Genomic DNA, 14,368 nt, shown 5'->3' on the forward strand with positions numbered 1-14,368 from the left:
CGGGGTACAGGGTCGGGGACCGGCGTGGGTGGGCCCTTCGACAAGCTCAGGGACCGGGGCGGACCGGCGGGGGCTACTGGCCCGTGCAGTAGGTCAGCGTGATCGTCGACTTCTGCGGGATGTCACCGGGAAGCGGTGACTGCTTCGTGACAGGATCGCCCGGCTGACTCTTGCAGGTCGAATCCGCGTCCGGTTGCACCACGAACTGCCGTGTGGAGTCCTGCAGGAAGTTCGTCGCATCGACGAGCGGCTGACCCGTGACATCGGTCAATGTGACGTTGCCGCTCGACACCACGATGTTCACCGTCGTTCCGAGCGCCACATTCGTTCCGGCGACGGGATCCATCCGCATCACCACACCGGCCGCCACCGTCGGAGAGTTCTCCTTCGTGACGGAGCCCTGCGCCAAACCAGCGGCCTCGACAGCCGCCCAGGCGGCCTCGGCCGTCTGGTTGACGAGGTCGGGGACAGCGACCTGTTCCTTACCGCTGGAGACGTAGACCTTGATCTGCGTCTTCTGCGACACGGTCGTGCCTCCCGGCGGAACCGTGCGGATGACGCGACCGGCCTCGTAGTCGGCGCTCGCCTCATCGAAGCGGGTCGGAACGAGCTTGAGCTTGTCGAGCGTGCTGTTGGCGCTGTCCCACGTGGTGTCGACGAGGTCTGGGACCTCAGCCGTGTCCGTCTGCACGTTGGTGGCGGGCGGAAGCTGGATGACCCAGAAGACGAGCGAGAAGAGGATGACGGCGACGCCGGCGATCGCGGCCCAGATCCAGACGACCGGTGGGCGGCGCTGCGTGCGCGTGACCGTGTCATCCGAGGTGAGCTGACGGATGGCCTGCTCGGTGCTGGACGACGCGCTCGGCGACGGTCCGAAGAGCGAGTCGTGGTCGTCGCGACGGATGGGCACGTGGCCCGCGCCGGCCTCCTGGAGGTCTTCACGGAACTCGACGGCGCTCTGGTACCGCTCGAAACGGTCCTTTGCGAGCGCACGCATCACGACCTGGTCGAGGGCCGGCGAGACCTTGGGGTTCACCGTGCTCGGCTTGACCGGGCGTTCGCTCACGTGCTGGTAGGCGACGGCGACGGCGGTGTCCCCGCGGAACGGCGCCTTGCCCGTGAGCATCTCGAAGAGGACAACGCCCGTGGAGTACAGGTCGGTGCGGGCATCGACCGTCTCACCCTTCGCCTGCTCAGGCGAGAAGTACGCGGCCGTGCCGAGGATGGCAGTGGTCTGTGCGACCGTCGTGGACGAATCCGAGACGGCTCGGGCGATGCCGAAGTCCGTCACCTTCACGTCGCCGGCCGAGGTGATCATGATGTTGCCCGGCTTGATGTCGCGGTGGACGACACCAGCACGGTGCGAGTATTCGAGAGCAGTGAGCACGCTGCTCGCGATGCGGACGGCTTCCTTGGACTCGATCGGACCCTCGGCGATGAGGTCCTTGAGCATCCGTCCTTCGACGTACTCCATGATGATGAACGGCTCGATGACCTCGTGGCCGGAGTCGTCCTTCACCCGCTCCTCGCCGGCGTCGTAGACGCGGACGATCGTGGTGTGCGCCATGCGGGAAGCCGCCTGGGCCTCCTGACGGAAACGCGAACGGAACGCGGGATCCGTGGCAAGCGTGGACTTCAGGATCTTGACGGCAACGGTGCGGCCGAGCTTCGTGTCGATGCCCCGGAACACGTTGGACATGCCACCGCGCCCGATGAGGTCGCCGACGACGTATCGCCCTGCGAGCAGGCGTTGTTCGTCAGCCACGTACCACCCCTGATTCCCCTCGGAGCACAAACACTAACACTTTACTCGGATCTGCTTGGTCCCACCTGTCAGGGATTCGCGGCCACGATCTGCCACGAACCGACCGGCGACGCCTCGGACGTGCCGGTGGTGCACTGGACCGAGTAGTAGACGTTGAGCGTGCCGACCGCGGTGACCGTGATCGTTCCGCTCGACGCGTTGGGGCCGAAGTTGCCGGAGTCGTTGTTGATGAACTTGCCGCCCTGGACGCTGACCGTGTAGCCCTGGACGTCACCCGTGGGGCAAGCGTTCGGCGTCGGCATCCAGTTGACGATGACGTCCTTCGTGTTGGACGCGGGGAGCTCGATGTTCCCGCCGTCGTTCAGCTGATCCTTGCTGATCTTCGGCGCCTCGGTCGGTGCCGTCGGCGGTGCGACCTGCGCGACCGGGCCGTAGACGGTCAGCGTGATCTGTGAGCCGGCCTTGACGTTGCCCGTCGGGTTGACGTCATAGACGAGATCGACCTCGGCCTCGGTGGCAGCAGCCTTGCCGACGGCCTTGGTCACAGCGAAGTTGTACGGTGCCGCACCGAACATCGCTGCGACCTGATCGAACGGCTTGCCCTGGACGTCGGTGAGGTTCACCGGCGGGACGGCCGGGGTCGTCGGGGTTTGCGACGGCTTCGAAGTCTGCTTCAGCGTCGACGTGGTCGCAGGAGGCGTGTTGACGGCATCGCCGCCGTCCTTGTTGGCGAACACGGCCGCGAGCGAACCGATGAGCACGACCAACAGGATCACCACAAGAGCGATGAGCGGCCACGTCCACTTGCTGCGCTTCTTCTTCTCGACGGGCACCTCGGCGGTGTCCGTCGGAGGCTCCTCGATGCCGGAGGCCGAGAGCAGCTGCGTGGTCGCGTCATCGCCGGGGGCCGGCATACGACGCGTCTGGTCGAGGAGTGTCGTGGCTGCGGCTGCGCCGCCGAGGATGGCGGGAACCGCGGCCGTTGCGGCCTGCAGGTCGTTGCGGCGAAGCGCCTGCGCCGCACGTGCGACATGGGCGGAGGACGCCGGACGGTCCGAGGGGTTCTTCGCGATCATCGACATCACGAACCGGCGGACCGGCTCGGCGATCGTGACGGGGAGCTCGGGCGGAGCCTCGTTGATCTGCGCCATCGCGATGGCCACCTGCGACTCGCCCGTGAACGGACGACGGCCGGCGAGGCACTCGTACGCGACGATGCCGAGCGAGTAGATGTCGGTGGACGGCGACGCGGGGTGACCGCTCGCCTGCTCCGGCGACAGGTACTGGACCGTTCCCATGACCTGACCGGTCGCGGTCAGCGGAACCTGGTCGGCGATGCGGGCGATGCCGAAGTCGGTGATCTTCACGCGGCCGTCCGGCGTGATCAGCAGGTTGCCCGGCTTGATGTCACGGTGCACGAGGCCGGCCGCGTGGGCTGCCTGCAGTGCGGATGCCGTCTGCGCGACGATGTCGAGGACCTTGTCGGTGGGGAGCACGCGCTCGCGCTCGAGCACCGTGGACAGGGCTTCACCCGGGACGAGCTCCATCACGAGGAAGGCGCTGCCCTGCTCCTCGCCGTAGTCGAAGACGTTGGCGATGCCCTCGTGGTTGACGAGGGCTGCGTGACGGGCCTCGGCGCGGAAGCGCTCAAGGAACCCGGGGTCGCCCATGTACTCGTCCTTGAGGATCTTGATGGCGATGGTTCGGCCGATGACGAGGTCAGTGGCCTGCCACACCTCGCCCATTCCACCGATCGCAATACGAGATTGCAGTTCGTAGCGACCCCCGAAGGTCAGCCCGGCTGTCGGTCTCATTTGTTCAGCACCGCCTCTAGTACTTTCTTCGCGATCGGAGCTGCCACCAGGTTGCCGTAGCCTTCCTGGCCGAGCCCGCCACCATTCTCAACAACAACAGTCACGGCTACCTTCGGGTCGTTCGCCGGAGCGAACCCGGTGAACCAGAGCGTGTACGGGTCGTTGACGCCGTTCTGCGCCGTACCCGTCTTCCCGGCCACATCGACCCCGTCTATTCTTGCATTACTGGCCGCGCCGTTCTGGACGTTCTGGATCATCATGTCGGTCATCGTCTTGGCCACCTCCGGGGTGATCGCCTGCTTGAATTCGGCCGGTTCGAACTGCTTGAGGACACTCAGGTCGGGGTTCACGATCCGCTCCACCATCTGCGGGTTCATGACCTTGCCGCCGTTCGCGATGCCGGCTGACACCATCGCCATCTGCAGTGCGGACGCGCGGTCCGTGTACTGGCCGAAGGCGCTCATCGCGGTCTGGGATTCGTCGAGTTCGCCCTCGTAGCGGCTCTGCGTCATCTGGAGCGGGTTGAGGCCCGTTCCGGTGAAGTTGATGTCGGTGTTGAAGCCGAACTGCTCGGCGGTCTGCTTGATGAGCTTGTTGCCGAGTTCCAGCCCGAGCTCCGCGAACGGGATGTTGCAGCTCAGGGCGAGGGCCGTCGCGATGCTGACGGTCGCGCCGCCGCCGCAGGAGCCGCCCTCGGTGTTGTAGATGACCTCGCTCGTGCCGGGGAGCGTGAACGACGACGGGTTCGGGAGCTGGCTGTCCGGCGTGTACTTGCCGGTGCCGAGCGCCGCGGACGCGGTGATGAGCTTGAAGGTCGATGCCGGCGGGTTGAGGTTGCCGTCGATCGTCTTGTTGAGCAGCGGCTCGCCGTCGTCGGCATCGAGCGCCTTGTAGGCCTCCTTGACGGCATCGCTGTCGTGGCTCGCGAGCGTGTTCGGGTCGTAGCCAGGCGTGGAGTACGCGGCGAGGATCTTGCCGGTCTTCGGGTCCATGGCGACGACGGAACCCTGCTCGCTGCCGAGCGCGTCCGCCGCAGCCTGCTGGATGACCGGGTCGATCGTCACCTCGACCGCTGCGCCCTTCGGCGGCTGACCGGAGATGAGCCGGTTGATGGAGTCGAGGAACTGCGAGTTCGAGGTGCCGCTCAGGTAGTCGTTGGTGGCCTGTTCGATGCCGGAGGACCCCTGCGTGGGATTGAAGAAGCCCGTGACATCGGCGTACAACGGCCCGTTGGAGTAGACCCGCTGGAAGTTGAACTGGTCGTTGCTCGGCACGGAAGAAGCGATCGTCGAACCGTCGGACAGCAGGATGGGACCGCGTTCCGTCTGGTAGCTCTCATACAGGCTGCGGGTGTTGCGGCCGTCTGCGCGCAGCGAATCCGCCTGGAACATCTGGATGACCGTGGTCGATCCGAAGAGGGCGAGGAACATCGCGAGCACAACGAGGCTCACACGGCTGACCTGACGGTTCACGGGGCCACCACCTTCGGTTGGTTCCTGACCGTGTCGGAGACGCGGAGCAGGATGGCGACGATGATCCAGTTGGCGACGAGCGACGAACCGCCGGCCGCGAGGAACGGCGTCGTCAGACCCGTCAGCGGGATGACCCGGGTGACGCCGCCGACGACCACGAACACCTGGAGGGCGACGAGGAACGACAGTCCGACCGAGAGCAGCTTGCCGAAGTCGTCCTGCCCGGCGAAACCGATGCGGAAACCGCGCGAGACGAACAGGAGGTAGAGCCCGAAGATCGCGAACAGGCCCGCGAGGCCGAGCTCTTCACCGAGGCTCGCGATGATGTAGTCGGACTGCGAGACGGGCGTCACGTACGGCATGCCCTGACCGAGACCCGTGCCGATGAGACCGCCGTGCGCGAGCCCGAAGATGCCCTGCACGAGCTGGTAACTGCCGCCGGAACGGTCGAAGATCTCCGGGTTGAAGGCATCCCACCAGTTGTGGAACCGGCCGTTGACGTATTCGAGGGTCTGGCTCGCGACATACGCGCCGGCGAGGAACAGGGTGACCCCGAGGATGACCCAGCTGGCGCGCCCCGTCGCGACGTACAGCATCGCGAGGAACATGCCGAAGTAGAGGAGCCCGGTGCCGAGGTCGCGCTGGAAGACGATGACCGCCATCGAGAGCGCCCACACCACGAGGATCGGGCCGAGGTCGCGCAGGCGGGGGAACTGCATCCACAGGAACTTGCGGCCGACCATCGACAGGCTGTCCCTCGTACGGACGAGATAACCGGCGAAGAAGACGGCGAGGGCGATCTTCGCGAGCTCGCCGGGCTGGAACGACAGGAAGTCGCCGATCCCGATCCACACGCGTGCACCGCTGATCTCCTTGCCGATGCCAGGAATGAGCGGCAGGAGCAGGAGGACGAAGGCCAACAGGCCCGCAAGATACGTGTACTTGAACAGCACACGGTGGTTGCGGATGACGAGCACGACCACGATGGCGCAGATGATCGCGATGGCGCTCCACACGATCTGGCGCACCGAGGCGCTCGACCAGCCCGACTCGTTCATCGCGATGTCGATCCGGTAGATCTCCGCGATGCCGAGGCCGCCGAGCACGGTCGAGATCGGCAGGAGGAACGGGTCGGCATCCGCAGCGGTGAATCGCAGGCAGATGTGGAGGCCGAGGACGAGTGCCGAGAGCCCTGCGCCGAACGTCAACAGCTGGAAGTCGAGGTGGCCGAGCGCGCCGAGTTGCACGAGCACAACGGCCGAGGTGTTGATGACGAGGGCGAACACAAGCAGCGCGAGCTCGATGTTGCGCATCTTCTTGGGCATGCGGAGACGACGCATCGTCTTGATGACCCCGGTGTCCGCCTGGATCGTGTCCGGCGACTGCACGTTACTTGTCACCGGTCACCCGCAATCGTTTGACGATGTCTTGGGCTTCGGCGAACGAAGAGGCGCTGATCGTCTGGTCGACGGCCTGCCGGTCGAAGTCGGAGAGCGACTTCAACGGGATCCCCGTGTCCTGACGGACGCTGCTCATCTTGATGGGCCCGATGTCCTGTTGGATGCCCTGGTAGATGACCACCGTGTCGATGTCGCTGCCGACGAAGTAGCGGGTCTGCGTCCACGCGTATCCGCCGATGACGGCGCCGACGATGAGGACGATGACGGTGATGAGGCCGACGAGCCACGTGATCCTTCGTCGGCGTGCGCGGCGCTCGTCCTCCTCGATCAGTTCATCGAGGTAGTCGTCCGAGGCCGACTCGAAGTGCGTCGGGCCGCTCGGGGTGGACCGGCCGCTGTGCAACCAGAGATTGGGGAGGATGGACGACTTGCGCGGCTGCGGCGACAGGCCGAACGCGACTGGGCGGGACGCGGAACCGACGATCGTGGGGATGACGCCACGGACCTCGTGATCCACGATGTCGACGACGACGACCGTGACGTTGTCCGGCGCGCCGCGGTCGAGGCTCTGACGGACGAGCTTCTCAGCGGTCCGTTGGCCGGACAGGCCCTCGCCGAGCGTCGCAGCGATGTGCTCCTCGTCGACGACGCCGCTGAGACCGTCGGAGCACAGCATCCAGCGGTCACCTGGGACGGTTCCGAGCGTCATCGTGTCGACCTCTGGCGAGGCGTCGACATCGCCCAGCACCCGCATGAGCACCGAACGGCGCGGGTGCACCATCGCCTCCTCGTGCGTGATGCGGCCCGAGTCGACGAGCCGCTGCACGAAGGTGTGGTCGACCGTGATCTGGCTGATCTCGCCCTCGCGGTACAGATAGATGCGGGAGTCGCCGATGTGCGCGATCGCCACCTCGTCGCCGATGATCGCCAGCGCGGACACGGTCGTGCCCATACCCGTCAGCTCACGATGCTCGAAGACCGTGTCCGCGAGGATCGAGTTGGCCGCGAGGATGGCCGACTGCAGCGTGACCTCCGCAGCCTCGGAGGTGGGATACGGCTCGTCCGCTTCGATGATGCGGTTGAGCGCCATCGCGGACGCGACATCGCCGCCCGCATGCCCGCCCATGCCATCGGCAACGACGAACAACTGGGTACCGGAATACCCGGAATCCTGGTTGTTTGAGCGCACTTTACCCACATGGGAGAGCGCAGCGCCGGCGCCGGATGTCGTCACCCGGGTTACCGCCGCAGCTCGAAACTGGTCTGGCCGACCTTGACGGGAGTGTTCAGAGGGATCTGGGTCGGAACGCTCACGCGCTTGCCGTCGAGGAAGGTACCGTTGGTGGAGTCGAGGTCCTGGACCATCCACTCGTCGTTCCACAGCATCAGACGGGCGTGGTGGGTGGAGGTGTAGTCGTCGCGGATGATGAGGCCGGAATCCGCGGAGCGGCCGATCGTGATGGGATCACGGCCGAGAGTGAGCTCCGTGCCGTTCTTCGGGCCGGAGGTGATCACGAGACGGCTCGCGTTGTGGATGCTCGCCGGGTCATTGGAGGAGCCGGAGTGACCGCTGCTGCGTCCGGCAGACGGCATCGTGGAGATGGGAGCGGCCTGCATGTGCGGGGCCGGTGCGGTCTGCACGGGGGCGCCCGACGGCGGCGTCTGCGCGGATGCGCCGGCCGGAGCGACCTGCGGCTTGCGGTTGCGCGGGCCGAAGAGATCCGTGCGGAGGGCGTACACGATGCTGAAGACGAAGATCCAGAGCAACAGCAGGAAGCCGATGCGGAGGACCAGCAAGGTCAGTTCGCTCACACGTCCCCCCAGCTGTTCGCGTTATGGCGCATGGTGCGGTCGTCGACGCGGGTGCCGGAGCGGGCCTCTGCGCCGGCCGCCGTCGGCAGGACGCGGAAGATGATCTTGGTGCGGCCGATCTCGACGACCGAATCCGGTGCGAGCGCCGCCTGACGGAACGGCTGACCGTTGAGTTTGGAACCGTTCGTGGAACCCAGATCGCGGGCCTGACCGTTGCGGCCGTCCCACAGGATCTCGACGTGCTTGCGCGAGGTTCCGGTGTCGTCGACCGTCACGTCAGCCTCGGAACCCCGCCCGATGACCGTCCTGGCCTGGGTGATGGGGTACCGCTTCCCTCCGATGTCGAGCACGGGCGACCACGATACCGTGCCCTTCGCGTTCACGCTGTCGATCTGGATGAGACCATCAGGAAGCGAACGGTCGGATCTCAGGGAGATGGAAAGCGGGCCGGGGAACGAATAGCCCTGACTGGCCGCGTATTTCTGCACGAGCGATGTCAGTTCATCGATGAGTGCCGGGCCGATGTTCGACATGCGGTCGTGATCGTTGGGCGACATGCGCACGGTGAACGTGTTGGGCACGAGAATGCGGTCGCGAGACACCACTGCGGCCTTCGTGTCGAGCTCGCGGCGCAGTGCGCTCGTGATCTCGACCGGCTGCAGCCCAGACTTGAAGGTCTTCGCGAAAGCGCCGTTGACGGCGCGCTCGAGGCCCTTCTCGAAGTTGTCCAGTATGCCCACGGTCTCTCGATTCGTGTCGGTGTGTGAGTAATGTTAGCTGGCTTGTCTGAGCAACAGACGCACCGATTGTGGCTGGTTTCACGTGGATGCTTGATGGGAAAAGGCCGAACGCGCGGGGATTCGTCGCTCCTGGCGGGCATCGCGACCGGTTCCGTTGCGACATCGGATGGGGACGGCGGTGCTCGTGCGAGTGTTCTGGGGCGGCCTCTGGTCATGGTATCCTCGATAGGTTGCCGCGTAAGCGGTGGCCGGTGTTCGCGCGAGTGGCGGAATTGGCAGACGCGCTGGCTTCAGGTGCCAGTGCTCGAAAGGGCGTGGGGGTTCAAGTCCCCCCTCGCGCACCGGATACATGTGAAAGGCCCCGAGAGATCGGGGCCTTTTGCGTTGGTGGGTGCGCTGCGCGCGGGTCGCGCTGTCGCTCCCTGCGTGGGAGAAGGAGAACCGCGCCGCAGAAGGACGCTTTTGCGAGACGCGTCCTTCTCCGGCGCGGTGTTCCTTCTGTGGGGCGGGGCTGGGGCGCGTCCGGAGCGCTGGGCAGTATCGAGCGAGTGGCCGTCGACGCTATTCCGCGGTTGCGGGGTTCCCGGTGAGCGAGTCACGTGCTGCGGCGTCTCCAGCGAGCGTCGACAGCAGGTGCAGAGCTTGCGCAGTGCTGCTGCCCGCGTCCGCGTGATAGATCACGAGCGTCTGCGCCTGGGCGCCGGCAACCTGGAACTTGTCATAGGTGAGCTGCAGCTCTCCGACGCTCTGATGCTGCATGACGTGCGTGCCACTGCCGGATTGGGGCCGCGCGTCATGTTGCGACCACAGCCGAGCGAACACCGGGCTCTTGACGGAGAGCTCTCCGACCAGTTCAGTCAGCCGCGGATCTTCGACATCGGGACCGACCATCGCCCGAAGCGCGGAGACGAGGGTCACCACCTTCGTCTCCCAATCAGGCAAGAGCTCGTGCACGTCAGGCTCGAGGAATGTCTCGCGCAGCACGTTCCTGCCAGGCGTGAACATCGGCGAGAGGGCGCGCGCGAGTGGGTTGGAGGCGAGGACATCGAGGTGGGGCCCGTGCACGTATGCAGGAGTGTCCGTCCAGGAATCGAGGAGCTGTTGCACACTGGGTCGCACCCGCTCCGTGCGCTTCGCAGCGTTTCTGCGTGCCGGCTTCGGAGTCGCCAGGTGATACAGGTGAGTGCGCCCGTCGTCGTCGAGATTCAGCGCGCGGGCCACCGATTCGAGCACCTGCAGGGACGGATGCTTGTCTCGGCCCTGTTCCAACCGGGTGTAGTACTCGGTGCTGATTCCGGCGAGCATCGCGAGTTCGTCCCGGCGCAGACCCGCCACGCGGCGGCGGCCGCTGTCCACCAAGCCGACCGCTTCGGGGCGCACCTGCTCGCGTCTGGCGCGCAGATACTCGCCGATCAAGTTCGTGCTCATCCTTCAACAGTAGGCACCCCGTCGCCGTCCTGGGTATCCCTGCGGGGGCTGGTCTCACCAGGGCAATTGTTCACTCGTCGACGTGGATGAACACTATGAGTCACCGGGCGGAGCGACCGCCCACATCCAGACAAGGGACCATCATCATGACTCAGCACACCTGGTTCATCACCGGCGTGAACAGCGGCTTCGGCCGGGCACTGACCGAGCAGCTTCTGACGCGCGGTGACCGCGTCGCCGGCACCGTCCGCAACCTCGACACGGTGAAAGATCTCGGCAACAAGTACGGCGACAGATTCTGGGTCGAGACGCTCGATCTCACCCACACTGCCGACATCCGCCCGGTCGTCGACAAGGCATTCGCGGACCTCGGCACCGTCGATGTTGTGGTCAACAACGCCGGATACGGCTTGTTCGGAGCAGCCGAAGAGCTCACCGACGAGCAGGTCGAGCACGCCATCGACACCAACCTCCTCGGCTCCATCCAAGTGATCCGCGCCGCCTTGCCGCACTTGCGTGCGCAGAACGGCGGCCGCATCATCCAGATATCGACGTTCGGCGGTCAGGCCGCCCTGCCCGGCGGGTCCATGTACCACGCGACCAAATGGGGCGTCGAAGGCTTCGCGGACGCTGTCGGTCTCGAGGTCGCACCCTTCGGGATCGGCGTCACCATCGTCGAGCCCGGTGGGGCTCGCACCGAGTTCCGAAGCGGCAGCGCACAGCTCGGTCCCGCGATCGAGGCGTACGCCGCATCCCCAGCCTTCCATGCTCGCACGATGATCGAAACTGGCGGAACACCGGCGATCGGTGACCCGGTCAAGATTGCCGCGGCCATCATCGCCAGTGCCGATCAGCGCCCGGCACCCAAGCGGATCGTGCTCGGTTCTGACTCGTTCACCATGATCTCTTCTGCGCTCACAGCACGCCTCGCGGATGTGCAGGCGCAGAAGGACTCCGCGTCGGCCACCGACTACCCGGTCGGCGAATGACACTCGCCCTCAGCACGTCCCGGCACTGACCGGCAGGTGCCGGTGAGGTGCCGTTCAGGAGAAACGAGTACGGACCCGGCACTCCGTGCGGCGACGGGATCAGCCGAGCAGCAGGTCGACGTGCACGAGGGCGCAGTAGGAGTCCAACCAGTCGAATCCGCTCGAGCCGGGTGCGAATGAGTCGAAACCGTCGGCGGTGACGCGAAGGTCCTCTTCGGCGACGCGGTCGCCGAAGAGGACGTATGCCTCTGACGTGTTGTCCCGTGCGCTCATCCAGGCCAAACCTTCGAAACCGGCAGTGTGTGCAGCCTGGGCCCACAGCACCGTCCGGTCGTAGACGTCGCCGTTCGTCGCGACGACGTCCTGCGGAGCGACGCCGAGACGGCGGAGTCCTGGACCCATCATCATGGCCAAGTGCACATCGCGGTGCAGTTCGAGGGTCGTCATGACCCGGGTGGCGTAGCTTGCCAATGGGAGAATCCCGCCAGCGAGCGGCACGTCGTGCAGCAGTGATTCACACACGGCAGCTTCCGGTGTCGCCGCGGCGTAGAGCGACGGCACGATCCCCGCTCCACCATCGAAGTGGGCAAATCTCGTCGGCGCGCCCAGGCCTGGGTTGAAGTGGTTGCCCACGCGGTGAGGACTGTGCACCCGCCGCAGCAACGCCCCTTCGGGCAGCACGTGCTCGAGTGCGTCGAAGGGGAACGGTGGTGCTGGCACGTCGGTCGCTGCGAGATGCGCGCGCCGACTCACCACTCGACGTCCCAGGTCCGCGAGGCCACCGAGATGATGCGCTCGGTGTCGTCGCGGTGATCGACCGGACGGTCGCCGTCGAAGAGCGTTGAGGGCGCGACCATCCACAGGGTCGCATCGCCAGCTGAGCGGCCGTGCCGAGCTGTGAGTGCCAGCAACTGCGCCACCCAGGTGTGCGGTCTTGCGGCGTCGCCGTCGAATTGGAAACCGGGGTAGACGAACGCGTTCTTGCGCTCCACACCGAGCAATTGACCCCGCTTGCGCAGCGTCGCAGCGTAGGTGCGGTTCGAATTCGAGGCCCCGAGGAGCAATGCGACCTCGGTCGAGGACAGAAGGCCGAACTCATCGGCGATGCCTCGCCAGACGTTCTCCGTCGCCTGCGCAGCACGCGCGACGGTCGGCGGCACCACGGTGTTCAGGGATGCCAGCGCGTCCCCGAGCGAATCGACGGCGTGGCGGAAGCTCAGCGTGCTGCGCAGTCCGGTGATGATGCCGCTCGCGGAAGCCGATGTCGATTGGAGTGCGCGCTCGATGGCGGTGTCGTCGGACGCCTCCAGGATCTCCAAGGCCCGACGGACTTCCTCGTCGGGGTGAGGTGCGAGGGACATGCGGTCCTCATTTCGAATCTGACGCAACTGATCTTCGTAAGTAACGTTAGCACTCTGCAGGTAGTCGTGACAGGCCGGGATCGGTCAGTGCATCTATCCTTTCCGAAACACTTCTTCCGTCCGATCAAGTCGTAGGAGCGAAACGTGACCATCAACACCAGCAAGGCTCGGCAGTCGAACAACCTCGACTCGACGCTCAGCATCAATCCCGTCTTCGTCCGACCGGGTGAGGCGACGGAGTTCGACAAGTTCACCCTCCCGCCCGGACCGTGCCTGCCGGAGACGGCGTACCAGATCGTTCACGACGAATCGATCCTCGACGGCAACTCACGCCTCAACCTCGCGACCTTCGTCGGCACCTGGATGGACGACGAGGCGAAGAAGCTGTACCTCGAAGCCGCGGACAAGAACATGATCGACAAGGACGAGTACCCGGCGACCGCGGCGATCGAAGACCGCTGCTGGCGGATCCTCGCGGACCTGTGGAACATCCCGGACAAGACCGACACCATCGGCACCTCCACGATCGGCTCCTCAGAAGCGTGCATGCTCGGCGGACTCGCCCTCAAGCGCCTCTGGCAGGAGAAGCGCCGGGCGGAGGGCAAGTCCACCGAGAAGCCGAACCTCATCATGTCGGCGGCAGTGCAGGTCGTGTGGGAGAAATTCTGCAACTACTGGGACGTCGAGCCGCGGTACGTGCCCGTCTCACCGGACCACATCATCCTGGACGGGTACAAGCTCGAGGACTACGTCGACGAGAACACGATCGGCGTCGTCGCGATCCTCGGTCAGACGTTCACCGGACTGTACGACGACGCTGTCGCGATCTCGGCCAAACTCGACGAGATCCAGGAGAAGACCGGCCTCGACGTCAAGATCCACATCGACGGCGCCTCCGGTGCAATGGTCGCGCCGTTCTGCCAGCCGGAACTGGTGTGGGACTTCAAGCTGGACCGCGTCAACTCGATCTCGACCTCCGGACACAAGTACGGTCTCGTCTACCCCGGCGTGGGCTGGGTCGTGTGGCGCAACACCGCCGTGCTCCCCGAGAGCATGGTCTTCCACGTCAGCTACCTCGGCGGGGACATGCCGACCCTCGCACTGAACTTCTCCCGCCCCGGCGCCCAGGTGCTGCTGCAGTACTACCAGTTCCTCCGCCTCGGCTTCGAGGGGTACCGCGAGGTCCAGCAGAACTCGATCGACGTCGCCACGTACCTGTCCAGCAGCATCGCGGCGATGGGGCCGTTCGACCTCGTGAGCAAGGGCGACACGATTCCCGTGTTCGCCTGGGTGCTCAAGGACGGGTACAGCCAGACTTGGACGCTCTACGACCTCGCCGATCGTCTGCGGATGAAGGGTTGGCTCGTGCCGGCGTACCCGATGGCCGATGACATGGCCGACGTCGTCCTGCAGCGGATCGTCGTCAAGGTCGGGCTCAGTCGGGACCTCGCATCGGCGCTGTTGGCGGACATCCAGGGCGAGGTCGCCTACCTCGATGCGCTGACCTCGCCGCTCCCCGACACCGGGGGAAGCCACTTCCACCACTGAGGTGGCCACGGGGGCGGATGCTGACGCACGCGTATCCCT

At 65.7% G+C, this 14,368-nt stretch carries 12 protein-coding genes and 1 tRNA gene; 3 read left to right on the forward strand and 10 right to left on the reverse strand.

Translation table 11 applies throughout. The annotated features are described in order from the left end of the window. Positions 1-73 precede the first annotated feature (73 nt). From pknB to ACL9RL_RS07795, 7 genes are all read right to left on the reverse strand, one after another. A complete protein-coding gene (gene pknB, locus ACL9RL_RS07765; protein ID WP_422779654.1) occupies positions 74-1,765 on the reverse strand; it encodes a Stk1 family PASTA domain-containing Ser/Thr kinase in 1,692 nt (563 codons plus the stop codon). 68 nt (positions 1,766-1,833) lie between these two features. Then, positions 1,834-3,579: a serine/threonine-protein kinase gene (locus ACL9RL_RS07770; RefSeq protein WP_422779655.1), complete on the reverse strand. Its 1,746-nt coding sequence runs from the start codon at positions 3,577-3,579 to the stop codon at positions 1,834-1,836. After that, complete coding sequence (locus tag ACL9RL_RS07775; protein WP_422779656.1) at positions 3,576-5,051, reverse strand: peptidoglycan D,D-transpeptidase FtsI family protein; 1,476 nt, start codon at positions 5,049-5,051, stop codon at positions 3,576-3,578. Before ACL9RL_RS07775 ends, ACL9RL_RS07770 begins: the two co-directional genes overlap by 4 nt. Beyond that, the gene (locus ACL9RL_RS07780) at positions 5,048-6,391 is read right to left on the reverse strand and encodes an FtsW/RodA/SpoVE family cell cycle protein (RefSeq protein ID WP_422779850.1); all 1,344 of its coding nucleotides are present in this window, start codon (positions 6,389-6,391) and stop codon (positions 5,048-5,050) included. Before ACL9RL_RS07780 ends, ACL9RL_RS07775 begins: the two co-directional genes overlap by 4 nt. 49 nt (positions 6,392-6,440) lie before the next feature. Further along, on the reverse strand, positions 6,441-7,685 hold the full coding sequence (locus ACL9RL_RS07785) for a Stp1/IreP family PP2C-type Ser/Thr phosphatase (RefSeq protein WP_422779657.1): 1,245 nt from the start codon (positions 7,683-7,685) through the stop codon (positions 6,441-6,443). A 5-nt stretch (positions 7,686-7,690) separates the two neighbouring features. Then, positions 7,691-8,263: an FHA domain-containing protein FhaB/FipA gene (locus ACL9RL_RS07790; protein ID WP_422779658.1), complete on the reverse strand. Its 573-nt coding sequence runs from the start codon at positions 8,261-8,263 to the stop codon at positions 7,691-7,693. After that, a complete protein-coding gene (locus tag ACL9RL_RS07795; RefSeq protein WP_422779659.1) occupies positions 8,260-9,003 on the reverse strand; it encodes an FhaA domain-containing protein in 744 nt (247 codons plus the stop codon). The genes ACL9RL_RS07790 and ACL9RL_RS07795 overlap by 4 nt, the downstream gene beginning before the upstream one ends. Positions 9,004-9,260: 257 nt before the next feature. Between ACL9RL_RS07795 and ACL9RL_RS07800 the strand changes: the two genes are divergently transcribed. Then, a tRNA-Leu gene (locus ACL9RL_RS07800) sits at positions 9,261-9,344 on the forward strand. Between the two features lie 220 nt (positions 9,345-9,564). Here the strand turns inward: ACL9RL_RS07800 and ACL9RL_RS07805 are convergent. Further along, positions 9,565-10,431, reverse strand: coding sequence for a helix-turn-helix domain-containing protein (locus tag ACL9RL_RS07805; RefSeq protein WP_422779660.1), 867 nt, complete (start codon positions 10,429-10,431; stop codon positions 9,565-9,567). Positions 10,432-10,577: 146 nt separating this feature from the next. On the opposite strand from ACL9RL_RS07805, the gene ACL9RL_RS07810 reads away from it, so the two are divergent. Further along, positions 10,578-11,420 (forward strand): SDR family oxidoreductase, encoded by an 843-nt coding sequence (locus ACL9RL_RS07810; RefSeq protein WP_422779661.1) that lies wholly within the window; start codon positions 10,578-10,580, stop codon positions 11,418-11,420. Between the two features lie 99 nt (positions 11,421-11,519). Here ACL9RL_RS07810 and ACL9RL_RS07815 read toward each other — a convergent pair whose 3' ends face one another. Beyond that, positions 11,520-12,140 carry an RES family NAD+ phosphorylase gene (locus tag ACL9RL_RS07815; RefSeq protein WP_422779662.1) on the reverse strand — a complete coding sequence of 207 codons (621 nt, stop codon included), beginning with the start codon at positions 12,138-12,140 and terminating at the stop codon, positions 11,520-11,522. Between the two features lie 29 nt (positions 12,141-12,169). Beyond that, complete coding sequence (locus ACL9RL_RS07820) at positions 12,170-12,781, reverse strand: hypothetical protein (RefSeq protein WP_422779663.1); 612 nt, start codon at positions 12,779-12,781, stop codon at positions 12,170-12,172. A gap of 150 nt (positions 12,782-12,931) precedes the next feature. Between ACL9RL_RS07820 and ACL9RL_RS07825 the strand changes: the two genes are divergently transcribed. Then, the gene (locus tag ACL9RL_RS07825; protein ID WP_422779851.1) at positions 12,932-14,329 is read left to right on the forward strand and encodes a glutamate decarboxylase; all 1,398 of its coding nucleotides are present in this window, start codon (positions 12,932-12,934) and stop codon (positions 14,327-14,329) included. The last annotated feature ends 39 nt before the right edge of the window (positions 14,330-14,368 follow it).

It is taken from the genome of Plantibacter sp. Mn2098 (assembly GCF_049319745.1).
In the GTDB taxonomy this organism is placed as follows: Bacteria; Actinomycetota; Actinomycetes; order Actinomycetales; family Microbacteriaceae; genus Plantibacter.

Excerpts from the sequence above, each read along its gene's own strand:
- ACL9RL_RS07770 (WP_422779655.1), bottom strand. The coding sequence starts at position 3,579 with ATGAGACCGACAGCCGGGCTGACCTTCGGGGGTCGCTACGAACTGCAA.
- ACL9RL_RS07780 (WP_422779850.1), bottom strand. The coding sequence starts at position 6,391 with ATGCGTCGTCTCCGCATGCCCAAGAAGATGCGCAACATCGAGCTCGCG.
- ACL9RL_RS07805 (WP_422779660.1), bottom strand. The coding sequence starts at position 10,431 with ATGAGCACGAACTTGATCGGCGAGTATCTGCGCGCCAGACGCGAGCAG.
- ACL9RL_RS07810 (WP_422779661.1), top strand. The coding sequence starts at position 10,578 with ATGACTCAGCACACCTGGTTCATCACCGGCGTGAACAGCGGCTTCGGC.
- ACL9RL_RS07820 (WP_422779663.1), bottom strand. The coding sequence starts at position 12,781 with ATGTCCCTCGCACCTCACCCCGACGAGGAAGTCCGTCGGGCCTTGGAG.